26 protein-coding genes are annotated in these 26,430 nt (G+C 37.0%); 4 read left to right on the top strand and 22 right to left on the bottom strand.

What is annotated here, in order from left to right:
- The gene (locus tag G6W45_RS00390) at positions 1-723 is read left to right on the top strand and encodes a tetratricopeptide repeat protein (protein ID WP_194167152.1); all 723 of its coding nucleotides are present in this window, start codon (positions 1-3) and stop codon (positions 721-723) included.
- On the opposite strand, the gene G6W45_RS00385 is transcribed toward G6W45_RS00390, so the two are convergent.
- Positions 716-1,357, bottom strand: coding sequence for a non-canonical purine NTP pyrophosphatase (locus tag G6W45_RS00385; protein ID WP_107709262.1), 642 nt, complete (start codon positions 1,355-1,357; stop codon positions 716-718). The two genes, G6W45_RS00390 and G6W45_RS00385, sit on opposite strands and share 8 nt — an antisense overlap.
- A 114-nt stretch (positions 1,358-1,471) precedes the next feature.
- On the opposite strand from G6W45_RS00385, the gene G6W45_RS00380 reads away from it, so the two are divergent.
- Both G6W45_RS00380 and G6W45_RS00375 read left to right on the top strand, forming a co-directional pair.
- Positions 1,472-2,773, top strand: coding sequence for an MFS transporter (locus G6W45_RS00380; protein WP_194167151.1), 1,302 nt, complete (start codon positions 1,472-1,474; stop codon positions 2,771-2,773).
- Complete coding sequence (locus tag G6W45_RS00375; protein ID WP_194167150.1) at positions 2,770-3,906, top strand: BaiN/RdsA family NAD(P)/FAD-dependent oxidoreductase; 1,137 nt, start codon at positions 2,770-2,772, stop codon at positions 3,904-3,906. Before G6W45_RS00380 ends, G6W45_RS00375 begins: the two co-directional genes overlap by 4 nt.
- A 247-nt stretch (positions 3,907-4,153) precedes the next feature.
- On the opposite strand, the gene G6W45_RS00370 is transcribed toward G6W45_RS00375, so the two are convergent.
- The 6 genes from G6W45_RS00370 to G6W45_RS00345 form a co-directional block, all read right to left on the bottom strand.
- Positions 4,154-4,792: an HAD family hydrolase gene (locus G6W45_RS00370; RefSeq protein ID WP_194167149.1), complete on the bottom strand. Its 639-nt coding sequence runs from the start codon at positions 4,790-4,792 to the stop codon at positions 4,154-4,156.
- A 74-nt stretch (positions 4,793-4,866) separates the two neighbouring features.
- Complete coding sequence (locus G6W45_RS00365) at positions 4,867-5,883, bottom strand: OmpA family protein (protein ID WP_084041636.1); 1,017 nt, start codon at positions 5,881-5,883, stop codon at positions 4,867-4,869.
- Between the two features lie 153 nt (positions 5,884-6,036).
- Entirely contained in the window at positions 6,037-6,426 is a 390-nt protein-coding gene (rpsI, locus tag G6W45_RS00360) for a 30S ribosomal protein S9 (protein WP_021084780.1), read from the bottom strand.
- 2 nt (positions 6,427-6,428) lie between these two features.
- Complete coding sequence (gene rplM, locus G6W45_RS00355) at positions 6,429-6,857, bottom strand: 50S ribosomal protein L13 (RefSeq protein WP_194167148.1); 429 nt, start codon at positions 6,855-6,857, stop codon at positions 6,429-6,431.
- An 80-nt stretch (positions 6,858-6,937) separates the two neighbouring features.
- The gene (locus tag G6W45_RS00350) at positions 6,938-9,757 is read right to left on the bottom strand and encodes a RecB-like helicase (RefSeq protein ID WP_194167147.1); all 2,820 of its coding nucleotides are present in this window, start codon (positions 9,755-9,757) and stop codon (positions 6,938-6,940) included.
- Positions 9,754-12,099: a PD-(D/E)XK nuclease family protein gene (locus tag G6W45_RS00345; protein WP_194167146.1), complete on the bottom strand. Its 2,346-nt coding sequence runs from the start codon at positions 12,097-12,099 to the stop codon at positions 9,754-9,756. The genes G6W45_RS00350 and G6W45_RS00345 overlap by 4 nt, the downstream gene beginning before the upstream one ends.
- 150 nt (positions 12,100-12,249) lie before the next feature.
- On the opposite strand from G6W45_RS00345, the gene G6W45_RS00340 reads away from it, so the two are divergent.
- The gene (locus G6W45_RS00340) at positions 12,250-12,837 is read left to right on the top strand and encodes a flavin reductase (RefSeq protein ID WP_194167145.1); all 588 of its coding nucleotides are present in this window, start codon (positions 12,250-12,252) and stop codon (positions 12,835-12,837) included.
- A 123-nt stretch (positions 12,838-12,960) separates the two neighbouring features.
- Here G6W45_RS00340 and G6W45_RS00335 read toward each other — a convergent pair whose 3' ends face one another.
- From G6W45_RS00335 to G6W45_RS00265, 15 genes are all read right to left on the bottom strand, one after another.
- Entirely contained in the window at positions 12,961-13,431 is a 471-nt protein-coding gene (locus G6W45_RS00335; protein WP_194167144.1) for a FixH family protein, read from the bottom strand.
- Entirely contained in the window at positions 13,424-13,993 is a 570-nt protein-coding gene (locus G6W45_RS00330; protein ID WP_194167143.1) for a hypothetical protein, read from the bottom strand. The genes G6W45_RS00335 and G6W45_RS00330 overlap by 8 nt, the downstream gene beginning before the upstream one ends.
- A 106-nt stretch (positions 13,994-14,099) precedes the next feature.
- Positions 14,100-14,312 (bottom strand): DUF4006 family protein, encoded by a 213-nt coding sequence (locus G6W45_RS00325; RefSeq protein ID WP_021090794.1) that lies wholly within the window; start codon positions 14,310-14,312, stop codon positions 14,100-14,102.
- Positions 14,312-15,175, bottom strand: a complete 864-nt coding sequence (locus G6W45_RS00320; RefSeq protein WP_103592810.1) for a cbb3-type cytochrome c oxidase N-terminal domain-containing protein — start codon at positions 15,173-15,175, stop codon at positions 14,312-14,314. Before G6W45_RS00320 ends, G6W45_RS00325 begins: the two co-directional genes overlap by 1 nt.
- On the bottom strand, positions 15,163-15,372 hold the full coding sequence (locus G6W45_RS00315; protein ID WP_021090915.1) for a cytochrome c oxidase, cbb3-type, CcoQ subunit: 210 nt from the start codon (positions 15,370-15,372) through the stop codon (positions 15,163-15,165). The genes G6W45_RS00320 and G6W45_RS00315 overlap by 13 nt, the downstream gene beginning before the upstream one ends.
- Positions 15,373-15,381: 9 nt before the next feature.
- Positions 15,382-16,047, bottom strand: a complete 666-nt coding sequence (ccoO, locus tag G6W45_RS00310; protein ID WP_084041629.1) for a cytochrome-c oxidase, cbb3-type subunit II — start codon at positions 16,045-16,047, stop codon at positions 15,382-15,384.
- Entirely contained in the window at positions 16,047-17,534 is a 1,488-nt protein-coding gene (gene ccoN, locus G6W45_RS00305; protein WP_194167142.1) for a cytochrome-c oxidase, cbb3-type subunit I, read from the bottom strand. The genes ccoO and ccoN overlap by 1 nt, the downstream gene beginning before the upstream one ends.
- Before the next feature lie 92 nt (positions 17,535-17,626).
- Entirely contained in the window at positions 17,627-18,310 is a 684-nt protein-coding gene (locus G6W45_RS00300; RefSeq protein ID WP_194167141.1) for a response regulator transcription factor, read from the bottom strand.
- A gap of 80 nt (positions 18,311-18,390) precedes the next feature.
- A complete protein-coding gene (locus G6W45_RS00295; RefSeq protein ID WP_194167633.1) occupies positions 18,391-19,035 on the bottom strand; it encodes a sulfite exporter TauE/SafE family protein in 645 nt (214 codons plus the stop codon).
- A gap of 22 nt (positions 19,036-19,057) precedes the next feature.
- Positions 19,058-20,176, bottom strand: a complete 1,119-nt coding sequence (gene carA, locus G6W45_RS00290) for a glutamine-hydrolyzing carbamoyl-phosphate synthase small subunit (RefSeq protein WP_194167140.1) — start codon at positions 20,174-20,176, stop codon at positions 19,058-19,060.
- Positions 20,176-20,727 carry a DUF507 family protein gene (locus G6W45_RS00285; protein ID WP_194167139.1) on the bottom strand — a complete coding sequence of 184 codons (552 nt, stop codon included), beginning with the start codon at positions 20,725-20,727 and terminating at the stop codon, positions 20,176-20,178. Before G6W45_RS00285 ends, carA begins: the two co-directional genes overlap by 1 nt.
- Positions 20,728-20,776: 49 nt before the next feature.
- On the bottom strand, positions 20,777-21,217 hold the full coding sequence (locus tag G6W45_RS00280; protein WP_072593936.1) for an isoleucyl-tRNA synthetase: 441 nt from the start codon (positions 21,215-21,217) through the stop codon (positions 20,777-20,779).
- 163 nt (positions 21,218-21,380) lie between these two features.
- Positions 21,381-24,641 (bottom strand): carbamoyl-phosphate synthase large subunit, encoded by a 3,261-nt coding sequence (gene carB, locus G6W45_RS00275; RefSeq protein ID WP_194167138.1) that lies wholly within the window; start codon positions 24,639-24,641, stop codon positions 21,381-21,383.
- Complete coding sequence (gene mreC / locus G6W45_RS00270) at positions 24,641-25,396, bottom strand: rod shape-determining protein MreC (protein WP_194167137.1); 756 nt, start codon at positions 25,394-25,396, stop codon at positions 24,641-24,643. Before mreC ends, carB begins: the two co-directional genes overlap by 1 nt.
- A complete protein-coding gene (locus tag G6W45_RS00265; RefSeq protein WP_021090637.1) occupies positions 25,386-26,423 on the bottom strand; it encodes a rod shape-determining protein in 1,038 nt (345 codons plus the stop codon). Before G6W45_RS00265 ends, mreC begins: the two co-directional genes overlap by 11 nt.
- Positions 26,424-26,430 lie beyond the last annotated feature (7 nt).

Below are 26,430 nucleotides of genomic sequence, written 5' to 3'. Positions count from 1 at the left end.
ATGAAGAAAATTTTGCCATTTTTAGCGCCTATTTGCCTCTTTGCAAGTAGCTGTGACGAACTAATACAAGAGAGTGTGAGGGAGTTTTATAAAAGCGATAGAAATTTGGAGAGAGCCATAAATTTAGCCGAGCAAGCGACTGATGTCTGCTTAAAAGAAGGCGACACCGAGCAGGCGATCACTTCGCTCATAAATAGCGCTAGCATTTGCATGGTAAATAAAGAGCCACAAAAGGCGTTAGAGCTCTCACAAAGAGCCCTAGAGCTTGCGGCAAACGTTAGCGACAAGCTGCTACTAGCTCGCTCTTATCATAGCCTAGGTGCGGCACAAAAGGCGCTAGGCAGATACGACGAAGCACTTGCTAATTTTCAAGAAGCTCTAAAAATTTATGACAACGCGCCAAATGCCCCAATGAACGACGAACTCATCTGTATAAAAGGCATCGCTAGCGCCTACTACCTAAAAAACGACTTTGACAAAGCCCACGAAAACCACCTTTTAGCGCTAAATTTACTTGATATCACGCCGGAGTTAAGCGGCAACGAGCTTGTGCGATCAGAGCTTTTAGTAGAGCTTGCTAACGACCTAGCAAAGCTTAATCAAAAGGACGAAGCTACCCAAAACTACAAAAAAGTGCTTGAAATTTTAAATGGAAAAGAGCAAAATCCTCGCGCACGGGATCTTTTAGAGAGAGCTAACAAAGGGCTAAATGGGCTTAACTAAAGTTTTTCTTTAGACTTTTTAGCACGAAATTTGCAAGCTCAAGTCCCTTTGAACGGTGAGAAATTTTAAGCTTCGTCTCATTATCTAGCTCACCAAGTGTCTTGTTAAAGCCATTTGGGATAAAAAGTGCGTCGTAACCAAAGCCATTTGTACCACGCTCCTCATCTATCGCTCTTCCATACATAAAGCCGTGCGTAGTGTAATCTCCAAATTTCGAGCTAATAGCGATACAAGCAGTATAGTGAGCTGGTGAACTCTCTAAATTTAGCGCCTTTAGCTTGCTGATGAGCTTTGCCCTGTTATTTGCGTCATTTGCGTTTTTACCGCATACTTTGCCATTTTCATCAAGGTCAAAATAACGAGCCGAATAAATCCCCGGCTCACCGCCAAGTGCATCCACACTAATGCCGCTATCATCGCTAAGTACAATAAATTCGCCCCCAAGCCCCTGCTCTTTAAGCTTTGCAAATACGGCTCTTGACTTTATGAGTGCATTTTGCTGAAAGCTGCTGCCATCTTCAACGATCTCAAATGGCTTTATAACCTCACTTAAGGCGTAAATTTCATAGCCTTTTAAAAACTCTTTTATCTCTTTTACTTTGTCTAAATTTGACGTCGCAAGCACGATCTTCATTGCAAGAGCTCCTTGATTTTTGGGCGTATTTTACAAAAAAATAGATTAAATTTTTAAATTTAAATTAGCGTTAAAATGATAAACTTAGTCCTTTTAAAAATAAGGAAAATTTTTATGTTAAAAAGCGTTTTACCACTATCTTTTATCATAGCAAGCAGATTTTTAGGTCTTTTTATAGTTTTACCGGTACTTAGCCTTTATGCCTTGAATTTACACGGAGCAAACGAGTTTTTAGTAGGGCTAATAGTAGGCGTCTATGCGATCTCACAAATGATATTTCAAGTACCTTTTGGAGCGCTCTCGGATAGGATAGGACGCAAAAAAACATTAACGATCGGACTTTTGGTTTTTATCATCGGCTCAATAATTTGTGCACTTACAAGCGATATTTTTACCATGCTATTTGGTAGATTTTTACAAGGTGTAGGTGCTATCGGAGCAGTTGCGACTGCGATGATAAGTGACTATATAACAGAAGAAAAACGTTCAAAAGCCATGGCGATAATGGGTGCTTTTATAGGGCTTAGCTTCACGCTTTCGATGGTGCTTGGACCGCTTCTTGCTAGAAGTTTCGGGCTTTCAAGCCTTTTTTACCTAAGTGCCGCTCTTAGCCTACTTTGCATTGTACTTCTTTATACCGTTGTGCCAAAAGAGATAAAAGTGAGTGCCAAAAGTGAAAAAGTGCCATTTGGTAAGCTGTTTTTACAAAAAGACTACATGATCATAAATTTCACCTCTTTTATGCAAAAGATGCTAGCAAGTATCGCATTTTTGGTGATCCCTATCGTTTTGGTAAAAGAGTATGGTTACGAAAGTAGCGAGCTTTACAAGGTCTATACACTTGGCGCCGTGCTTGGCTTTTTGGCTATGGGGCTAGCTGGCGCCCTTGGCGATGGCAAGGGACTTAGCAAGGTCATCTTGATAGCTGGTACGCTGCTTTTTGCTCTAACCTACACCATTTTTGCCATTAGTTTTACGCTTTTTATCTTCATTTTGGGAGTTGCTATATTTTTTATAGGATTTAACCTTCACGAACCCATCATGCAATCAACCGCAACAAAATTTGTAAAATCCTCACAAAAAGGCTCAGCCCTTGGTGTATTTAATTCATTTGGTTATTTAGGAAGCTTTGTTGGAGGTGCGTTTGGTGGATACATCTTGCATGCTTTTGGCTTTAAAGTACTCGCCATCATCTGCGTGGTGCTTTGCCTGATATGGCTTATTTTACTCTTTAGCCTGAGCGATCCAAGAATTTTTAAAAATATCTATCTAAGCCCTGAAGTTAGCTTAAATTTAGAGCTACTAAATAGCCAAAAAGGTGTAGTGGATTATTACAAAAACGAGAAAAATCAAGTGATCAAATTTGACTCTCGCCTAACAAGCGAGGCGGCTTTAAAAGAGAGTTTGAAGTTTTGATCTACGACGTCATCATCATTGGCGCCGGTGCTAGCGGACTATTTTTAGGAGCAAATTTAAAGGGTAAAAAGATTGCCATCTTAGAGAAAAACAGCAGCGCTGGTAAAAAGATCCTAACAAGTGGCGGGGGTAGATGCAACATCACAAACCGCTTCATAAGCGCTAAAAATTATCTTGGAGAGCAAAAATTTATAGAGCAAATTTTAAAAGTACTGACTCCAGATCAAGTTTTAATTTTTTTTAGCGAGCTTAAATTTAGTGAGCAAAAGCAAAATCAATTTTTCTGTGATAGCGGTGCAAAAAGCGTCTTGAGCGTACTTTTAAAAGGGCAAAATGCAGATATTTTTTACAACAAAGAGGTTCTTAGTGCTAAAAAAGTAGATGAAATTTTTGAAATTTTGACAAAAGATAAGAAATTTAGAGCTAGAAATTTAGTCATCGCAAGTGGCGGACTAAGCTACAAAGCCCTTGGCGCAAGTGACATTGGCTATAAAATAGCAAATGATTTTGGCATTGAAACATCAGCACTTGCACCTGCACTTGTTGGATTTAGCGTGCAAAAAGATGAGTTTTGGTTTAAAGAACTTAGTGGCGTTAGCCTAAACGCAGATGTGGAGATAAATAGCAAAAACGAGAGCCATAAATTTAGTGACAATCTGCTTTTTACACATAAGGGCATAAGCGGACCAGCAATACTAAATGCCTCGTTATTTTGGCAAAAGGGTCGAATTTGTATAAATTTTTTGCCCAAATTTAGTGAGAAAAATTTAGTAAATGGTAAAAAGCAGCTTAGCTCGGTTTTGCCCTTACCAAAGAGATTTGTGCTAGAGTTCTTAAAAAATTTTAGCTTAAAAGATAGAGCCTTTTATGAATTTAGCGATGAAGAGAGACAAATCATAAAAAGGCTTTTTGCTTATGAATTTGCCCCAGCTGGGACATTTGGCTTTGAAAGAGCGGAAGTTACAAAAGGCGGCATAAAGAGTGAATTTTTAGATGAAAATTTACAAGCTTATAATGTTAAGGGACTTTATTTTATTGGTGAAGTCTTAGAAGTCACTGGCATGCTTGGCGGATATAACTTGCATTTTGCATTTGCAAGCGCTCTAAAAGTGGCTAAGGTCTTAAATCCATGATCTCCTAGAAGTTAGCTAATTTTAGATAAATTTTATATTTTAAATAAGATAAAATTACCATGAAAGTAGCGTTTTTAAGCAAATTTATTCAGAGTAATTTAGATGTTAAAAATTCATAATAAATACTTTAAAAAGATTTTATGCCAAACAAAAGCAACGAATTTTTGGAATAAATTTTATAGCCAAGCAAGCTAAACGTTAGGTTAAATTTACTTTAAAGTATAAGCAGCTCGGGAATATTAGATTATCAAACTTCTTTTATAAAGCTAACGGCTTCAAATGGGTTTGAGAAAATATGTTTACTAAATTTCTCCAAATCATTCTTTTGACCATATCCACAAGTTAGACCCACGCCTGTAATAAAAGCGGCTTGTGCAGCCATTATATCCATAATGGTATCACCTACCATAAATGCATTATTTTTATCTTTATTAAGTCTATCTAAAGCCAAATTTATTGGCTCTGGATTTGGTTTTGGATTAGCAACATCGTCTCTTCCAACAACAGTTTTTATATATTTCATAACCCCTAAATGCTCAAGCAAGATAATAGAAAATTTTGAAGTTTTCGTAGTAACTATACCAATATCAGCAAAGCTACTTGCCTCCTTCAATGCTTCACTTGCATAATCTAAGAGTACCGTCTCATCAAGATAAATTTTTTCGTAGCAAGCTTTATATTCTTTTATATAGCTATCAATTAAATTTTTGCTTGCACCAAGTCTTTCAAACATTATTTCAAGCGGATGACCAACCAAAGACTTTAATGCATTATGGTCTGGCTTTTTTTTGCCATGAGATAAAAAAGCTCTATCAAATCCTTTTAAAATAGCAGAAGTTGAGTCAATAAGTGTACCGTCTAAATCAAAAAGTATGGTTTTTCCCATCATTTTCTCCGTAGAAATAAAAAAGGGCCTAGCCGAAGCTAAGCCCCAAAAGAAGTAATTTTAAACAATTAAGATTATTTATTGAAAGTAGCTTCAACGCGTCTATTTTGAGCGCGGCCTTCTTTAGTTTTGTTTGTAGCAATTGGTTTAAGCTCACCGTAGCCAACTGTTGAAATTTTATCCTCACTTACGCCATAGCCAGCAAGAACATCAGCTACAGCTTTTGCTCTTTTTTCAGATAGTTTTTGGTTATAAGCTTCTGCACCTACGCTATCAGTGTGACCAGCAAGTACAACTTTATAATCTGGGTGTTCACCCATGAAGTCAGCTACTTTTTTGATCTCAGCTGCATATTTTGGTCCAACTTTGTAGCTATCAAATGCAAAGTTAACATCTAGATCTCTAAGAACGATAACTTTCTCGCATCCTCTTTCGTCAACAACCACGCCAGCTGGAGTGTTAGGGCATTGATCTATATCATTTGGCACGCCATCGTTATCATCATCAAGAACTGGAGTTGCTGCTGGAGTTGCTGCTGCAACTGGAGCTGCTGCCACAACTGGAGCTGCTTTTGAGTCAAGACCGATACCAAAGCCTAGTGAATAGAATAGGTTATGATCAGCATGTTCAAATTTGATAGCGTCTCTTGCTTCTGCTTTAAGAGCGAATCTATCAGTTACTTGATATCTTAAACCAAAACCATATTGGCCAAAACCGCCATCTTCATTTTTAACAAAAATAGCTGGAACATCTTCATAACCAGCACCAACTAAGCCATATAGACTAACTGGTCCAAAATCAACTATATCTTTTACAAGATTTGCATGATATCTAAGAACTCTTCCTTCTCTTGTTAAGCTACCTGTTTTTTCTTTTGCTTTTTGAGTGTAATCAACACCAAGCTCTACTTGGTCAAAGAAAAAATCTTCAAGATTTCTAGCAGCTCTAACACCAACGAAGTTGTGGTCTTTTACACGTAAATTTCCCTCTGGGTGAACACCACCAATAGTTGGAGTAACTTCATAATTATATGCTGCGTTAGACGCAAAAACCGCTGTTGCGGCAACCATAGCTAAAGCAATCTTTTTCATATTTAGAATTCCTTTCTTAGGATTTATTTTAAAGTGGTTACATTTTAACTGAATAAAATTTAACCGACTCTAAATCATAATTTAATTAACAATGTAAATTTGAAATTTACACAACTTAAATTTTGCAAATGCAAAAGCACTTGCAAAAACTCATTAACGTTTAGAGAATTGTGGGCTTCTTCTTGCCTTTCTTCTACCAAATTTCTTACGTTCAACAACACGAGAATCTCTAGTTAATAAGCCTTTTGGTTTAAGTGCTGCTCTAAAATCAGCATCCATATCAGCTAAAGCACGTGAAATACCGTGTCTCAAAGCCTCTGCTTGTGCTGAATAACCACCACCTAAAGTTGTGGCTACTACATCTATTAAACTCTCTTGTTTTGTTACTAAAAGTGGCTGAATTACTTTAAGCTTTATAGCTTCATGTCCGCCAAGCCAAGTATTAAGGTCCATACCATTTACTACGATTTTACCGCTTCCAGCTTTTATCCAAACCTTTGCTACGGCAGTTTTTCTTTTACCAGTTGCATAAACTTTTGCCATAATTATTTTCCTTCTTTTTTAGCTATTTGTGCCGTATGAGGATGCTCACTGCCAGCATAAACTTTTAGTTTTTTTATCATCTCTCTTCCAAGTTTAGTTTTTGGAAGCATTCCACGAACAGCTAATTTAAATAGTTTTTCTGGCTTATTTGCTATCAAATCGCCAAATTTTTCACTCTTTACGCTACCAAAGTATCCTGAGTGTCTGTGATAAAGTTTATCTTCAGCTTTGTTATTACCAGTAAATTCTACTTTTGAAGCATTTATGATGATAACATAGTCGCCACAATCTACGTTTGGCGTGAAGCATGGTTTGTTTTTGCCACGAAGTATAATTGCTACCTCAGTTAGCAATCTACCAAAACGTTTACCAGCTGCATCAACAACGATCCAGTCTCGTTTAACTTCGTTTGGCTTTGTTATTTTTGTCATTTTCTTACCTTTGCCAAGTTAATTTTTGAGTTGTGATTGTATTTAAACAATGCTTTTATAAAGCTTAAATTAAGTAGCATTTAAACTTCAATATATGAAATTTTTCCATCAAGAGCGTAGAAGATGACGGCGATTATACTATGTTTTGGATAAAATTTACTTAATGCCTCTTTGTATTCTCCAACTTGTTTTTTATTTTCCTCAATATTTTTATCTGTCGTTTTATAGTCAATCACGCAAATTTCGCTCTCTCCAATACAAAATAAGTCCATCTGTTTTAGTTCGTTTTTTACTTTAAATGGCTGCTCTTTGTAAATTTCTTTATCTTTTATACACTTTAGAAATTTTGGCTCATTTATTAGCATTTTTGCCCGTTTAAAGGCATCTTCAAGCCTATCAGGTGAGAGAAATTTATAAAATTTATTTAGCATTAAACTCTTAGCTTTTAAAAGCGAATTTTCATCAAATTTCTCACTCATCTCAAGCAAATAGTGAAACGCTAAACCAAAATAGATTGCCTCTAAATTTTTACCGCTCGTTTTTTGCTCTCTTGCCTCTACATCTTGCCTTTCTATCTTTAAAATTTCAGGCATTTTTTCATCTTTTGTAGCCTCTTTTTGCTCGCTCTTGCTAGGCAAAATTTTGCCAAAGCTAAACTCTTTTAGATCAAGATAGTCGCTTACTTCGCTTTTATCACTTCTAGTATAAAAAGAAAAAAAGCTAGGGCTATTTCCACTTGGAGTAGCTTGTTTAACGATGATAAGTGACTTTGTAGCTCTAGTGAAAGCAACGTAAATTTTATTGATATTTTCTTGCTTTTCAAGCTCTTTTATTTGCTCTAACACACCAGCATACTCAGGGTCAAAATTTTCTCTGCCAGAAATTCTACTTTTTACTATCCACTCGCCTTTTTCGTTATATTCTGTTATAAAGTTTGAGTCATCACCCCTACCCTTACTCATCATATCACAAACTATCACGTGAGCGAACTCGAGCCCTTTTGACTTATGAACTGTCATTATTTTTACGCCGTCAGCATTTTTAGGACTGATTTTAGAGCTGAAATTTTCAAGATTAAAGATAAAATCGCTTAAATTTTTGTAGCCACTACTTAACTCAAAAAGCCTTAAAATATCAACGTCAGCCATATTTATGTATAAATTTTTAGCTAGATAAAATAGGCTTTTTGTCGCACTATCTTCAGCTTTTATTTTTAGCCTTTTAGGATTTGTGTTTATGAGTGCTTTTACATTTTTTTCATAAATTTCTTCACTAAAAAGACAAAATTTTGCATACTCGATGATCGCTGCAACAAACGGTGTTCGCTTTAGCTCCAAGGTGCCTTCATTTACGCTTTTTATTCCCTCACTGCTAAGCACCTCTGAGATGAGGCTGATGTCACTATTTTTCCAGCAAAGCACAGTTATCTCACTTGCATTTACGCCAGCAACAAGTAGCTCTTTTACTTGTGAAACTGCCGCACCCGCGATATCCTCGTCACTTAGCACACGCAAGTAGCCATAGTCATCTTCCTCGGCTTCAAAATAAGGACACTCGCCACTTACTTTGTAGCTTAGCTCCTTATCTTTTTTAGCTGGTTCTTGCGGCTCAAAGCTAAGCCCATACCTATGATAAATTTCTTCAAAAATAGCATTATTAAATTTCACCAAAGCCTTTAAACTGCGATAGTTGCGAGGCAAATTTTCTACCAAAATTTGCTCAAATTTCTCTCCAAGCTTATCAAAAAGCTCTTTTTTACCGCCCCTAAATTTATAGATACTCTGCTTCGTATCTCCAACATAAAAAAAGCTCCCGAGCCCGTTTTGTCCGTATCCTGAAACGATCTCAGTGATAATTGGCAAGATGATCTCATATTGGATCACGTTTGTATCTTGAAACTCATCTATCAAAAGGTGATTTATGCGGCCATCAAGCCTAAAATAAAGCACATCTTTATCAAAATTTTCAACCAAAAGCTTAAAGACCAGCTTATTTATATCAGCAAAACTTAAAGCGTTTATCTCTTTATTTAGCTCTAAATTTGAATGTTTATAAACATTTAAGAGCTTGCTAAAACCGCTAAGTCTGTATCTTTCGACCTCCAAAATATACTCTTTTGCCGCCTCTTTTAGCTCGTTAAAGAGTCTATCAAGCTCACTTGTATAAATTTTGCTAAAAGTGCGGTAATCTAGGCTCTCTCTTTCAAAGACCTTGTTTTTAAAAAGCTCAAACAAATTTTGCTCAATAAATGTCTTTTTAGCCGTATCACTAGCACCATTTTGCAAGGCTATATGCTCATTTATCTCCTTTTGCGCTGCTCTTACCTTGCTATCATCTGGATAGCTTGCACCACTATCTTTTAGCTCACCACCAAAGCTCTCATAAAATTTAGCCAAAGTCTGCGAAAAACTCGCCTCTTTTTGGCTTGAGATTATCATCATGAGTGCAAGCTCACTAAGAAGCTTTTGATCTTTACTTGCCTCTTTTACAAATTTTTTCCACGCCAAATCTTGCAGACTATCTTGCACGCTGTAATCAGGACTAAGCCCTAAATTTTGACTAAATTTCTTTAGGATTCCGGAAAAAAATGCATCAAATGTATAAATTTTTAGCTCACTTTGCAAAAACCTATCAAGCTTCTCATCGCGTCTTTTTATGACCTCATCTTGGTTCAAACTAAGCTCTTTACAAAGCTTATCAAGCTCATCTTTTTTGTTTTGCAAGTCCAAAAAAGTTGTGATTATGCGCTCTTTCATCTCATTGGCCGCTTTTTTGGTAAAGGTTAGAGCGATGATCTCGTTTATATTTTCGCCTCTAAGCACCAAAGCGATATAACGAACGCTTAAAGCGAATGTTTTTCCGCTTCCAGCACTTGCTTTTAGGGCTAAAAAATCTTTCATAACTCTCTCCTACAAAGTATGGCATACTCGCAAAATTTACAAGCTCCGCTTTTTCTTTCAAAATTTATCTTAGTGTTATTTATACTCTTTAGATTTTCTATCTCGGCCTTTAGATCATCTACGCTTTTTTTAGAGTTAATAAGCATAGGTTCATTCTTTAGAGCAAAATAAGCACTTTTTACCTCGCTACCATAAAGTGCTTCATAAAATGCAAGCTGAAGCGAGTTCGCATTTGCCTCACCAGTTTTATAATCAAGTATAAAAGGTTCGCCATCAGGGCTAGCATCGATCCTATCGATAATGCCTTTTATCTTTGCATCACAAAAACTGCTCTCTATGTCTTTTTCGCACTCAAGCACTCTAAAGCCAGCACTTAAACGTTCATTTTCAAACTCTGCGTATTCTTTAAATTTCTGCGACCAAATCTCAAGCTCAAGCGAAGAAAAATCTTGCTTTGCAAGTATTTCTTTAAAAATAGCCAAATCAAAGGTATTTTTTTGTCTATAAAAATCACTTGTGTAGTATTCATAAAGCGCCTTATGCACGCTATTTCCTTGTTTAGATCCTGGCTCAGTTGCTATGGCTTTTGCTCCTTTTATACCAGCTATCTTTGCGTAATAATACTTTCTTGGGCAAGTTAAAAATAGATTTAGCGTCGAAAATGATAGCGGTTTAGTGAAAAAATCATGCTCCAAAATAATCTCATTATCGCTTAAATTTAGGCTTGTACTTCCTTTTAAAAATAATTTTAAATACGCCTCGTCACTAAATTTCTCATCTTTTATTGTTTTGAAATTTTTTAAAAATCTTGAAGGAATACTCTCTTCGTTTAAAACACAGCTTATGGCGACCTTTTTGGCATTGTTTATAAGACTTTCATAGTAAAATCTCTGCAAATTTTCACGCTCAAGGTAGCTTATAAGCCCCGCTTTTTGCCTCACTTTTGAGTTTAAAAACATCTCGTTTGTGCTTCTTGCTGGGATGAAGTTATCATTAAAATCAACTATGATCACACCATCAAATTTCATTCCACGGCTCTCAAGCATGCCCATGACACTAATCTTTCCGCCACCCACATCATCTATGCTAAGACGCGAGATATTTAGCAAGAAAATTTCACTTAGTTGCTTTAGGCTAAAGCTAAAATATCTGCATAAATTTTCAATCCTAAAAAGCTCAAGCGCGAGCTTCTCTTCGCATTTTGGCTCATTTTCAAGCATTAAAAGCTCATCTATTAGCTCTTTAAATTTAGCAAAGTCGCAAAGATCAAAATAGCTTGATTTAAATTTATTAAAAAGCTCTTCGCTTACGCCAAGTGTGTTCAAGATAAAGCCAAGCTCCTCGTAGCTCTCACACTTACTTTGATCAAAAACCGGTCTTGCCTCTTCGTTTATCGCTCTTGTAATGTAAAAAAGCGCCTCATAAAATTTTGTATTTTTAAAGCTCTCACCCATAGCGTAGTTAAAAATTTTATCTTTATCATGTAGCCTTAAAATTTCACTAAAACTCTCATCTGGCAATATAACAGCGATGTTTTCAGGCTTTATGCCCTCACGCACAAACTCGCTCGCCTTTGCCATAGCGTAGGCACATTGCAGGCTTCTAGTCGCAAATCGCTTCTCTAAAACTGGCTCAAATTTTTTGATATTTTCTAAGCAAATTAGCTCATTTGTCTTTAAATTTAGCTCATATTTTTTATAGTTTTCAATCTCGCTAATAGCTGAAATTTGCTTTATTTTATTGATTAGCTTTGTGTTGAAAACACTGGTTTGAAAGATAATTTTTAGCGTAGTTAGCTTTGAGATTTTCTCTAAAATTTCCCACTCAAACTCGCTTAAAATTCCATCTATGTGTAGTGAAATTTCACTAAAGCTTTTGATGTAAGCTTCATTTACATTATAAATTTTTGGCAAGGTTATATCATCGTAGAGACTTTCTCTATCAAGCAAGTCCTCATACTCTTTTAAAACCGCTTCAAGTATGTCTAAATGCTCCTCAAAGTTAGCGTAAATATCGTTAAATTTGATCTCAGCAATACTCTTTTTACTAATAGCTAGCTCTTTAAAAAATGAAAAAAGATAGTCATTATTTTTCAAAAACTCAAAAAACTCAGTTGGAATTTTAAGAACCGAGTTTGCCTTTTTGACGCTGACACAGGCTCTATTCATAAGCACTAAAGCATAGGTGCTATCAATCTCAAACCTACCATCTACATAAACTACCTTTTTATAAAACTCAGCGATACTTAGGCTTTTTGGGATTAGCTCATCATTAAAACTTGCATTAAATTCACGAATCTTACGCGAGTTCGTAAATACAAAAAGTTGGTTTAGGTTATGCATTTTTCTCTCTTAAATTTTTAAGCAATGATAGCTAAATGCTGATAAAAGAGCGCTTTTTACGCTTAGCTAAAGCTTTAAATTTTTATCTAAATACATTAAAATTTTAAGCCTTAAAGAGCCAAAAGCTACAATCACAAAAAAGGAGCAAAAATGCATAAAAAGTTAAACAGACAAGGTTTTTACTACGGCTTTCCGGTTTTGCTAGCCACCACAAAAGATAAAAATGCAAACGATGATATCACGGTGCTTTCATCTTCTTGGACGTTAGGAAATACAGTAGTGCTTGGCATAGGCATTGAAAATCAAGGCTTTAAAAATATCAAAAATGGTTCAGATATAACGCTAAATTTATGTGATGAAGGTCTGTTAGAAGCTGTGCAAAAAATGGAAAAACTAACTGGTGATAGTAACGTGCCAGAAGAAAAAAAGAATCTTGGCTACACCTACGAGCACGACAAATTTAAGGTAGCAAATCTCAGCAAAGAACCTGGCATAAATGTAAAAACCGTCAGGATAAAAGAGTGCAAGATACAGATAGAAACGGTTATAGAAAAGATAGAGTTAAAAGAGTGGTTTAGCATCGTTACTTGCAAGATTACAGGCATTTTTGTAGATGAAAATTTACTAAAAGATGAAAAGATAGATACGCAAAAATGGCATCCATTAATCTATAAATTTAAAGAATATGTCGGCACTTGCGAGCGTTTAGGATTAAATTTTGGATTTAAAGAGATTTGATTTATAGCTTTATTTGATAAGAACTTAGCAACTTGATTTTAGTTTTAGCCAAAAAGATTAGTTTGTTAAAATTTAAATCCAGCTTCGAGATCTTTCTTGGATACCAAAGCTGCATTTTTAAGATCATTTTGTGACATTAAGGTCAAATTTATAATACCTTGTATCATTAGTGTCACTTAGCCTTAAAAGTAGCTGCCACCTGCCTTCTTTTAGGCTTGTTTCTTCACTTACTAGATCATTTTCATGCCATGAAGCTCTTAAAATTTTATTTTCTTTATTTGTCTGTGGGCGAGTGAGTAAAATTTCATATTTTAAAGCTGAAATTTCTCCTTTTTTAGGAGTTAGATGAAATTTAAACTTAGCATTTAGGACATTAAAATTTGGCTCAAATTTTAGATCAAATTTTCCATCAAAGCGTTTTTCACTCTCTTTGATAAAGGTTATGTTTTCATCGACATTTTGGTAGCTTTGCATATAGGAGCTATCCATCTCGACTGGATGTTTCAGTGCTATAATGATCGTTACTGCACAAGCGATAATGATAGCAATGAAACTAAGCACAATAGCATAAGGCCAAAAAGTTTTTTTATCCATTTTTTACCTTTTTATAAAAGATAACAATTATAAAAAATACAACCAAGCCATAGATGAAAAATCTTAAAAAATTTAATGTAGTTTTGTTTGAATTTCCAACACTACTTTCAAGCTGTAAATTTAAGCTAGATGCGATTTGTTCGGCAATATCAGCGTAGCCATTTAATATAGCAGCGTTATAGACATCTTTGCCATTTTTAGAAACCAAAATAGGAATTATCGTTCCTGATTCTGGATTTACACTTAAAATTTGTTCTTTATTAAAAAGCTTTGAAGTATTAGAATCGGCAAAAATTTCTACTTTCTTTTTATCCTTTATAAGCAGTAAAAAAGCATAAGGCAAGCTAAGGTTTTGCTCTTTAAAAAGAGCTTCTAGCTCACCATCTTTATATATGCCAACCGCTAAATTTATACCGCTTTTTGCGTAAAGCTCACTACCGATCTCATTTAGCTTTACACCTACTTTTTGGCTTAGAATTTTATCATTATTTATCACAAAATTTGCTCCCAAAGCCAAACTTTGTGAGAGCAAAAATATAAAAATGAGTATAAATTTTCTCACACCTAGCCTACAAAAAGGTGGTTTGATGTAAGCACTGACCACGCACAAATAGCTCCTGCAACAACTATCAGCAAGATTATGGCTTTTTCTATTATGCCTAGCATCGCTACTCCTTTATAATGACGTGTTTAGCGTTATCAACGCTCTTCATCTCAATGCTACTTGCATCTTTTAATGAGTAAGGCTTAGTTGCTACATCTTTTTGCAAGCCAATACCAATATAAGTAAGTACGCCAAGGATAGATAGCAAAAGCAAAACTGCCACCAAATAACCGCTAATACCATTTAAAGCAAAGATGTTTCTATTTTTATTTTCCATTATTCGCCCTTTGATAGCGATATGACATATTCGCCAACTGCTTTTTGTTGTATCTCGTTTAGCCTGCCGTCATTAAATTTAGGCATAACACCGATGTTGCCGTTTTTACCACGATTTAATACATCCACTATAAACTCACTTGAACCATATTTACTAAGGTCAGCCGACATACCATCCATGCCTTTACCATCATCTCCGTGACAAGCTGCACAAGCTGCGTAAAGCTCTTTTCCCATGGCTACTAAATTTTCATTTTTTGTACTTTTTATAGCACTTATCTCTTTTGCAACATAAGCTGCGATAGCCTTTGCTCCATCAGCATCAGCTAGCCCTGCTGGCATCTCACCCATAGGATAATCAAGTCCCTTTGAGCCATTTAGTATCGTATCAATTATTCCTTGTTCGCTACCCCAAATTTGTAAATTTGCAGCTTTGCCACCAATGCCATCGCCTGTGATGCCATGACATGCTGAGCATTGCACCAAAAATACGCTCTCTCCCATAGCATGAAGCGTTTCTTTGCTTGGGTTTGCATACTCTTTTTCAAATTTAGCGTTTGCCTCTTTTACCTCTTTATTATATTCACCGATTTGTGAGTAAGAATTTAGTGGATAACCAAGTAAATAATACCAGATCGCCCAAACAAGCGTTAGTAAAAAAACTACCGCCCAACCAAATGGAACTGGATTTTTATACTCGCCTATTCCGTCCCAGTTGTGCTCGCTAAGCTCTACACTTTCATCTTTTTTAACTTTCATTTGACCAACATACTTGCCAGCTACAACGACAGTTAGTACGATAATTAAGATGGCACCTATTAACGCAAGTAAATTTATATTATCTTCTAAATTTAGCCATTGCATACGCTCTCCTTTGTAGCCTTTTGCTCTAAAATTTTACTACCGATCTCATCATCTAGGGCTAATCTTGAATACTTCTCATAATTTCTTCTACCTTGCTTTTCGCTTTTGTAAAGATGAAAAAAATAAGCGTACAAAGTGATAGCTAAGAATGCTGTCAAAATAAAATAGCCATAAGCTTGAAGTTCTCTAATATCCATTACTAACTCCTATTTTAGGCTATTTAGATAGGCGATAAGTGCCACAATCTGGCGAATCTCACCTTTTGCAAAGGCACTTTTTACTTGCTCATCTTTCATGCTTTCAACGATACTTGCAGCCTGCTCTTTTACATTAGCATTTGCTTGCTCAAAAGTGCCAAGAGCTGGCATATCTTTCTCATCATAAGGTGTGTTAAAAACCTTTTTAACAGTTAGCGCTTCAGCGTAAGCAGTCTCTATATCAGCATTTTTCTTAAATAAAAATGGATATGCTGGCATGATCGAGCCTGGCACAACTGAGGCTGGGTTTAACATATGATTTTCATGCCAATCTGTCGTTCTATAATTACCCACACGCATAAGATCTGGGCCCGTTCTTTTTGAACCCCAAAGATGAGGGCGATCATAAGCAAATTCGCCGCTTAACGAGTACATGCCGTATCTATCAGTCTCTGCTTTAAACGGGCGTATCATCTGTGAGTGACAAGTGTTGCAACCATTTTGTATATATATATTTTTTCCGGCAAGCTCTAAAACTGTATAAGGCTTTGTACCCTCGAGTGGTCTAGCTCTATTTGCAAAGTCAGGTAAAATTTCTACCACGCCAGCGTAAGCTATGACGATAAAGACGCAAACTGCAAAAAAGAATGGATTTTTTTCTAACCAAGCAAACATCACATCACCTCCACATTGGCTTTAGCACTACCCATAGGCGTTGCACTTTTTGGCTCTGCCAAAATAGCTTTAGCAGAAGTTGATTTATAAATATTGTAAGCAAACATCAAAAAGCCAATCAAATACAAAAGTCCGCCAATAGCTCTAATGTAATAATAAGGTATAAGTACTACAACAGTATCAATAAATGAGTAGAGTAAATTTCCATAGCTATCAGTTGCTCTCCACATCATACCTTGCGTAATACCAGCAATCCACATCGAAGCAAAGTATAAAACGATACCTGTTGTTTGTATCCAAAATTGAGCTTCCATTAAGGATTTTGAATAAATTTCGCGCTTAAAGACACGTGGCGTCATATGATAAAGTGCTGCCATAGTCATAAAACCAACCCAGCCAAGTGCGCCATCATGTACGTGTCCTGGCACCCAGTCAGTATAGTGAGCCAGTGCATTTACAGATTTGATGGCTAAGATAGGGCCTTCAAGAGTTGAAAACATATAAAAAGTTGAAGCTAGAATCATAAATTTAATAAGCGGGCTCTCGCGAAGTTGTGTCCATTCGCCTTTCATTGTAAGAAGCATATTAATAGCTGAACCCCAAGAAGGTAAAATCAAAACAATAGAAAAAACCGAACCCATAGTCTGCATCCAATCAGGCACAGCAGTATATATTAGGTGGTGACCGCCAGCCCAAAGATAGATAAACATAAGGCCCCAGAATGAAAATAACGAAAGCTTATAAGAAAATATTGGCTGTCCGCTCTCTTTTGGTAAGAAATAATAAATTTGGGCGATGATCGCTACTGTAAACACAAACGCAACTGCGTTGTGACCGTACCACCACTGAACCAAAGCATCATTTGAGCCAGCATACATCGAAACTGAGTGTAGCCATGAGCCATATCCACTAACTAGTCTTGTTGGAATTTCCATGTTATTAAATAGATAAAGCATAGCAACGCCAAGAAATGTAGCAATGTAATACCAAACTGAGATGTAAAGCGTCTTCTCACGGCGAATACCAATAAGTCCAAATATACTAACACCCCAAAGCACCCAGACTACTACTACAGCAATATCTAGTGGCCACTCAAGCTCGGCATACTCCTTAGACGTACTCTCGCCCATAAAAAGTGTCACAACAGCTAGAATCATAACAAGTATATAAAGCCAAAAATGAAGCTTACCAATGAACATCAAAAATGGAGATTCACTCATTGATACTTTTAGGACACGCTGTCCTATGTAATACCAAGTGGCAAATATACCAGAGAGCATAAAACCAAAAATGATACCGTTAGTATGAAGAGGACGCAATCTACCAAATGCCGAATACTCACCAGCTATATAGTTTAGATCAGGACAGGCAAGCTGAAAAGCTACCAAAACACCAATAGCCATACCAACAATACCAAAAAATATCGTGGAGAACATAAAGAGTTTTGCCACACTATAATCATAATGTAGCAACTGGGATGGTCGCATAAATTTTCCTCCTAGTTAAATTTATATTAATTTTCGGTTATTTTAGAGTAGAAAAACTATAAAAAGACTTAATTAATATAAATTCTCTTTTACTAGGAGAGTCTTCTATCTATTTTGTAACCAAGTCCAGGAACATTTTTTATAAAATTACTACCGACTTTATCTCTAACACGTTTAACAAAGGTCCTAATAGCAGCCTCTGTCACGCTCTCGCCAACCCAAACAACATTTTTTATTTCATCGTGAAGCACAAGCGTACCAAGTCTTTTTATGAGTAAAGATATAAATGCAAGCTCTTTTTTTGTAAGAGAAATTTCAACACCATCTCTAATAAGCACACGTTTTATTTTATTAAAACTATATCCATTTGTAACCTGAATAATATTTGCTGTTTCTATCTTATTTTTAGCAACATTTTCTAACGTAACCAAAAAATCATCAAGATCAATCGGCTTTAAAACGTATTTATCAATACCGACATCTATCGCTTTTAGAAGTGTCTCTTTTTCACTATTTGTGCTAAAAACTATAATAGGTGTATCTTTTGAAATTTCTTTAATGCTTTTAGCCATATCAAGGCCATTCATTATAGGCATAAAAACGTCTGTTATAACCATATTTGGATTATATTTTTTAAATTTCTTAAGTCCTTCATCGCCATTTTGAGCAGTGATAACTTTTTCGAATTTATCTCGCATAACTTCTTGTACTATTTTTTTACCATCTCCCTCATTCTCAACGATAAGAATAGTTAGATTATTAAGAATCTTGCTCATTTATTCTTCCTTTTTGGTTATATTTATCAAACATCATAAATTTTGACGCAACTAACAATTATTTCTCTTATTTTTCTATCTTAGGCATTTGCTCTATATCCTAAAAATGATAGATAAATTCCATTTATTATCATTATGCTAGCCGAAATCTTAAACATTATGTCTTTAAATTTTTTATTTAAAATCCCAAATACCAAGCTAGCTAAAAGCATAGCTGGCAATGTACAAAGACCAAATACAAGCATTATAAAAGCCGAATCAATAAAATTTGCACTTAAAATCCCAAGTGCCAAAAAATAATAAACCACACCACAAGGCAAAAAGCCATTTAAAAAACCAAGTAATAAAAAATTTGTTAAATTTTTCTTTTGAATCCTCGTTTTTGCAATTCTTACTACAAAATTAAGCGCCTTTTGATTCTCTACAAATTTTAAAAGCTCACCCCTAAAAAGTAAGGCAATGCCGATAAACGCAATCACTAAGCCAACTATAAAAAATATAAGACCTCTTGCTTGCAAGCCAAAGCTAATGGCCGCTCCAAAGGCACCAAACAAAGCTCCTAAAACCACATAAGCAAAAATTCTAGCTAGACTATAAAGCGTACTTAGCATTAGAATTTCTCTCTTGCTTTTGCCTTTAAAAAATAGAGTCTGTAGGCTCAAAAATCCGCTGCACATACCTACACAATGACTAAAGCTACTTAAAAATGCAACTGAGACAATCATGTAAAGGTTTATATTTTGCATCTTATAAAATTTCTAAAAACTGCTTAAATATATATTTACTCTCGCTTGGACCACCACTTGCTTCTGGGTGGTGCTGGACCGAAAAGATCGGATAGTCTTTGTATCTCACGCCTTCGATTGTGTTGTCAAATAAATTTCTATGTGTCACAACTGCCACTTCTGCGATGCTCTCTGGTACGTTGTAATTGTGATTTTGCGTTGTTATCTCGATCGCCCTGGTTTCTAAATTTAGTACAGGATGATTTGCTCCGTGCTGACCAAATTTAAGCTTATATGTCTCGTACCCAAAGGCGTTTGAGAGTAACTGATGTCCAAGACAGATGCCAAATATAGGTATCCTAGCCTCAATCATCTTTTTGATCTCGCCTATTTCAGCCTTTAAATTTTTTGGCTCACCAGGACCATTTGATAAAAATACCCCATTTATCTCGCCATTTTTAAATTTTTCTATCAAAATTTCAGCCTTAGTATCGTGTGGTACAACGATGACTTCAAGACCAGTTTCACATAGCTCGTTTAAGATATTTCTCTTTACGCCAAAGTCAAAAACAGCTATCTTTTTACCAATACTTTTTAGCGGCTTATATGACTTTAAATTTCTATCCCATGCACCTTTTTTGTGCTCATATTCATCCATCGCACTAACTGTTTTTACGTAGTTTATATTTTCGATACGGCCGCTACTTTCAAGCCTGCGTTTTAGCTCATCTTTGTCACTTATCTGCGTTGATATATAGGCCATAAGCGCACCCTCGTCACGTAGCATCTTTGTAAGATATCTAGTATCAACGTCATAAACGCCAAATTTACCTTGCTCTTCGAAAAATTTTCCCAAAGATTTTTGTGAGCGGTAGTTTGATGGAATTTCATTGTAGCTTCTCATTATAACGCCACTTGCATGAATTCTAAGACTCTCCATATCGTCTTCATTTATACCTACTATGCCTATTTCTGGCATAGTAAAGACGATAAACTGACCAGCATAGCTTGGATCGCTCATGATCTCTTCGTAGCCAGTCATCGAGGTATTAAAAACGAGCTCACCTGCACACTCGCCGTGAGCACCAAAAGCTTTTGCTTCTAAAAAAACACCATTTTCAATATAAATGTAAGCTTTCATTAAAGCATGCCTCTTTTTTTAAGCTCATCTTGATACAAACGCTCAAAGATAAGATCATATTCATCAGTTCCTGGGATTAGCTTATGTTTATAATTTTGTATCATTTCATAAACATCATCTTCTATCTTCTCATAGCTTTTTAAGTACTCGTCTATTGAGTTATAAATCACATTTTTTACGCGATTTTCAGATACATTATAATCAACAAGACCGCTCTTCCAAATAGTTTCAAGCACTTTGTGAGCGATATTGCTAAATCTATCTTCGTGGGTTAAGATTACATCAAATTCGCCTGCGAGCTTCTTTTTAACGAGCCAAAACATATTTTTGCGGTCAATTTGCATAGTTTGCATCTCATCTTCATTTTTCTCCAAAAGCTCATTTACTCGCTCATCTAAAGCTCTTTCTTTTTGAATATCGACTGTTAAAATTTCGCTTGTTTTTGATACGATTGGCTCAATGCCTTTATTTAATCTTACGAAACCACAATTTAGAAGATCTATTGCTATTTTATGTGAAATATACGGAACGTGTGGGAGTTTTAAACGCATTTTAAACCTTTAAATTTTTATGCCATTTTAACTAAATAAAGGTAAAACTTTACTTTGAAATTTTAACGACTTTATTATTATCGCTTCTTAAAAAATAAATTTCTCTTCGTCCTTCATAAAGTATCTTTCCATCAGTCTTTTGCTCATTTTCTAAATTTGATGAGATATCTAAAGATAGCGATTTGCTCATAAAATAATTCTCTCCTAAAGTGCGTCCAAAGTCAGGATACCAACTAAAAGCACAAACTATCAGCAAAACTAAATAAAAGGCTCTAAAAATTTTTCTAAAAGACGCGTAAAAAAAGCAATACCCAAATATAAAAAATACGGGTAAAAGCCATAAGAAAGGCACGTTATCAACAAAAATAACATTAAAATACTCGCTTATGCCATAGTAAGAAAAGTAGTTGTTGTAAATTCCAACAAATAGCGTAAAAATAGGAGCAAGGACAAATATAATACCCGTAAAAAAAGCATTTAAAATTTTCATAATCTCTCCTTTTGAGTGAGATTATATTAAACATAAGCTTTAATATTACTAGATTGATGAAAGCTAGACTAAAATTCAAAGCAAAATACCATATATGGACATCTATTACTTCCAACAATACTTTAAAAACAGTTTAGCTATAAGCTAAACTGCCTTAAATTTATTATTTTTTAGATAAATACTCTTGCAAGCTTTTTACTTCAAGTGCTTTGCCAGTTTGAACTGAGCTTAGCGACTTAGCAGCTGCGAGTGCTGCACGGATCGTTGTAAAATATGGAATTTTAAATCTAAGCACGTTTTGACGGATCTTTTTACCATCATCCACGCTTGATTTTGTATCGCTTGTATTTATAACAAGTGCGATGTCGCCGTTTTTGAGCCTATCTTCGACGTTTGGTCTGCCCTCGCTTATCTTATAGACAAACTCGGCCTCCACACCAGCCTCGCTTAAAATTTTATGTGTACCGCCAGTTGCTATGATGCTAAAGCCAAGCGCTATTAGCTCTCTCGCAAGATCAGGTGCGTAAGATTTATCAGCGTCAGCTAGCGTTAAAAAGACCCTACCCTTGCTTGGCAAAGTATTGCTCGCAGCAATCTGACTCTTTGCAAATGAGCTTGCAAAATCGTGACTTATGCCCATTACTTCACCCGTACTCTTCATCTCAGGACCAAGGATGAGATCGGCGCCACTTAGCTTATTAAACGGCAACACGCACTCTTTTACGCAAATATGCGAGCTTACGCGAGGTTTTAAGATGTCGCCGTCCTCATAAACAACTCTATAATCATCATAAAATTTAAGCGCCTCACGTAAATTTCTTTGCCACATAACTCTTGTCGCTACCTTTGCCATAGGCACGCCAGTAGCCTTGCTCACAAACGGTACGGTCCTGCTCGCGCGAGGATTTACCTCGATCATATAAAGCTCGTTTTCATAGATGGCAAACTGGATATTCATAAGGCCGACGACGCCTAAATTTAGCGCGATATCTCTGGTTTGCTTCTCCACTTTTTTTATCATTTCTTCGCCTAAGCTCATCGGTGGCAATATGCAAGCTGAGTCGCCAGAGTGAATTCCAGCCTCCTCAATGTGCTCCATTATCGCGCCGATATAGACCTCTTTGCCGTCACATATCGCATCTACATCAAGCTCTTTTGCATCTTGTAAAAATTTATCAAGTAGTACTGGCGAGTGATTGCTAACTTTGACCGCTTCACTCATATACTCTTTTAGTTCGCTCTCGTTGTGTACCCTTCTCATCGCCCTACCGCCAAGGACGTAGCTTGGACGAACTAGCACTGGATAGCCGATATTTGCGGCCTTTTGTAAGGCTTCCTCTAAGCTAGTGGCAGTGTCATTTTTAGGTTGAAGGACGCCTATTTTATTTATAAATTCACTAAATTTCTTTCTATCCTCGGCCACATCGATCACTCTTGCAGTTGTGCCGATGATCTTAGCGCCGATCACGCTTAGGCGTTTTGCGAATTTAAGCGGAGTTTGGCCGCCAAAATGCACGATCACGCCGTCTGGCTTTTCACGCTCGATGACTGATCTAACATGCTCAAAATCAATCGGCTCAAAATACAAAATATCGCTCGTGTCGTAGTCGGTTGAGACGGTTTCTGGGTTGCAGTTGTACATTATCGTTTTTATGCCAAGGTCTCTTAGGGCGTAGCTTGCATGCACGCAGCAGTAGTCAAACTCTATACCCTGACCGATCCTATTTGGACCGCCACCTATTATCATCACCTTTTTAGCGTCTTTTGCTAGCTCTTTTTTAGGAAATTTAGTGATATTTGTGGTTGAGTAAAGATACGGAGTTAGTGCCTTAAACTCACCTGCGCAAGTATCAACCTCATTGTATTCAAGCTCGATGCCAAGCTTTTGTCTAGCAAAATAGATATCATTTTGACTAAGCTCAAGATCGTCTTTTTCATTTATAAGCACAGCTATCATCTTGTCTGAAAAGCCCATGCTTTTAGCCTCTCGCAGTAGCTCCTCGTTGTTTAAGATATCCATGTCGATCTTATCTTCAAATTTAACTATCTCATAAATTTGCTCCAAAAACCAAGGATCGATCTTGCTAAACTCATGCACCTCAGCTACGCTAAATCCATCTCTAAATGCCTGCGCAATATATAAAATTCTCTGCTCGTTTGCATTTCTGATGCCATAAACCAAGGCATTTTTCTCTAGGCTAAGGCTATTAAATCCGCAAAGGTCGCGCTCTAGGCTGCAAAGCGCCTTTTGGATACTCTCTTTAAATGTCCTACCTATCGCCATCACCTCGCCAACTGACTTCATCGCGGTGCCTAGATATGGGTTTGATCCTGGAAATTTCTCAAATGTAAAGCGTGGGATCTTTGTCACAATGTAGTCGATCACCGGCTCAAAGCTAGCAGGCGTGCCAGTGATGTCATTTTTGATCTCATCTAAACTAAAACCAACTGCAAGTAGAGTCGCGACCTTTGCGATAGGATAGCCAGTAGCCTTACTTGCTAGCGCTGAGCTTCGGCTAACACGTGGGTTCATCTCGATAACGATCATGCGGCCAGTTTTTGGATCTATGGCAAACTGCACGTTACTGCCGCCCGTATCAACGCCAATCTCACGAAGTATGGCAAAGCTAGCGTCACGCATAGCTTGATACTCCTTATCTGTGAGCGTTAAGGCCGGTGCGACCGTGATGCTATCGCCTGTATGCACGCCCATTGGGTCGAAATTTTCGATCGAGCAGACGATGATGCAGTTGTCATTTCTATCTCTAATGACTTCCATCTCGTACTCTTTCCAGCCAAGCAGGCTCTCTTCTATCAAAATTTCATGTATTGGGCTTGCGTCAAGGCCGGTGTTGGCTAGCTCTTTAAACTCATCCATATTATAAGCCACGCCGCTTCCTGCACCACCAAGCGTATAGCTAGCTCTTATTATTAGTGGGAAGCCTATCTCATTTGCTGCATTTAGCGCGTCATCCATGTTATAAGCATATCTACTCTCAGGCAGGTCCATGCCGATCTTTTGCATGGTCGCTTTAAAAATTTGTCTATCTTCGCCCTTTTTTATCGCTTCTGGGTTTGCACCAAGAAATTTGACATCCTTTAAAAGGCCGCTCTCAAAGACCTCCATAGCGGCATTTAGCGCCACTTGACCGCCCATTGTTGGCAAGATAGCGTCAATATTTTCTTTTTCGATGATCCTTAAAATGCTCTCTTTTGTGATCGGCTCTATATACGTTGCATCGGCAAAATTTGGGTCAGTCATGATGGTGGCTGGGTTTGAGTTGATAAGCACTACGCGGTATCCAAGCTCCTTTAGCGTCTTGGCTGCTTGCGTGCCTGAGTAGTCAAATTCGCAGGCTTGACCGATGACGATAGGGCCTGAGCCGATTAGCAAAATGGTATTTATGTCTGTTCTTTTTGGCATTATTTTTCCTTTGTAACAACGTATAGGTAGTTTGGTATATTTAGCTTCACATAAGGCTCAACTATCACGCTTTGATAGGAGCTCTCTTTTAAAATTTTACTCACGCGCCCTACTGGCACTCCACTAAAAAATATCCCATCAAGCCCGCTCGTAAAGACCTCATCGCCCTCTTTTGGGCTGAGCCATTGTGGGATAAATTTCACCATTATTTGGCCTTGATTTCCATGCGCGACGCCTGGAATTTTGTCATTTCCTATGTAAACCGCAAATATACTTTTTGGATCATTTTGCAAGTAAGCTAGTGGCTTGCCATCTTTTGCGATGACGATGCCAGCGCTATTTCCTTGATAGATGAGTCCATAAATTTTATTTGGGTCGTATCCTTCAAACTCACTTATCCAAATTTTATTATAATCCCCGATATGCACGTAGCTAAGCCCTTTTACAAGCTTTACAGCTGGGGCGTAGGCAGTTGAGTTTTTATCTTTTAAAATTTGATTTAGCTCGTTTGCAAAAGTAGAAAGAAGCGTGGCTGAGCGCTCTAGCTCTTCATTTTGCGCTCTTAGTTTTTCTATCTCACTAGCCTGCCTAAAATATTCGTTTATATAGTCTTTCACGCTTTTAGCAAAATTGTCGTATGAATTCGTAGCATAGTTACTAAACCCAATAGAAAGATTACCTAAAATTTCTCCCTTAAAAACTGAGGCCGTAGCAAGCAATGCTATAAAAACAAAAAGAACAATCTTACTCTTCATTTGTCAGCTGTTGTAAAAGCCCAATCTCTTCAAGTGCCTTGCCAGTTCCTCTAGCAACCGCGAGAAGTGGCTCATCTGCTACAAAAACTGGAAGTTTAACGATATCAGATAAAAATTTATCAAGTCCTCTAATAAGTGCTCCACCACCAGTTAGTACGATACCAGTCTCCACGATATCGCCCGCAAGATCAGGTGGCATCATCTCAAGCACGGTTTTAAGCGCATCTGCGATCTCTTTTAGCGGTTCTCTCATCGCCTCTCTCACATCTTCGCTTGTTAGTTCGACTCTACTTAAAAGACCACTTACCTGGTCGCGACCTTTTACCACTACGCTTAGCTCTTTTTCAAGTTGCACGGCAGAACCTACGGCGATCTTTATCTCCTCGCCAGTTCGCTCACCTATTAGTAAGTTATATTTCTCTTTTATGTAATTAACAATGCTAATATCGATCTTATCGCCAGCTGTGCGGATTGATTTTGAAATAACTAGACCACCAAGCGAGACGACACCAATCTCAGTCGTACCACCACCGATATCAACCACTAGGTTACCTTGTGGCTCACGAACTGGTAAATTTGCGCCAATCGCTGCTGCCATAGGCTCTTCGATCAAAAATACTTCTCTTGCTCCAGCACTTAAAGCACTTTCTCTAACAGCTTTTCTTTCGACCTGAGTAAGTCCATAAGGAACTGAGATGATGATCCTTGGGCGTAAAAAGCTTTTTCTTTTATGAGTCTTTTCTATAAAATAGCGTATCATACGCTCAGTCATATCAAAATCCGCAATAACGCCATCTCTCATCGGCCTTATCGCCTCGATATCGCCTGGAGTTTTTCCTACCATCTCTTTTGCAGCATGTCCGACCGCTAAAATTTTTTGTTTGCCATATTTCTCACGCCTTACTGCAACAACAGAAGGTTCATTTATTATTATGCCTTTATCTTTTACCAAAACAAGTGTATTTGCCGTACCGAGATCTATGCCCATATCACTTGAGAAAAAACCTATAACCTGATCTAAAAACATCTATTTC

This window comes from Campylobacter concisus (assembly GCF_015229955.1).
GTDB lineage: Bacteria > Campylobacterota > Campylobacteria > Campylobacterales > Campylobacteraceae > Campylobacter_A > Campylobacter_A concisus_AT.
The sequence above is the reverse complement of the archived record's forward strand: the minus strand, read 5'-3'. Positions and strand labels throughout refer to the sequence as shown.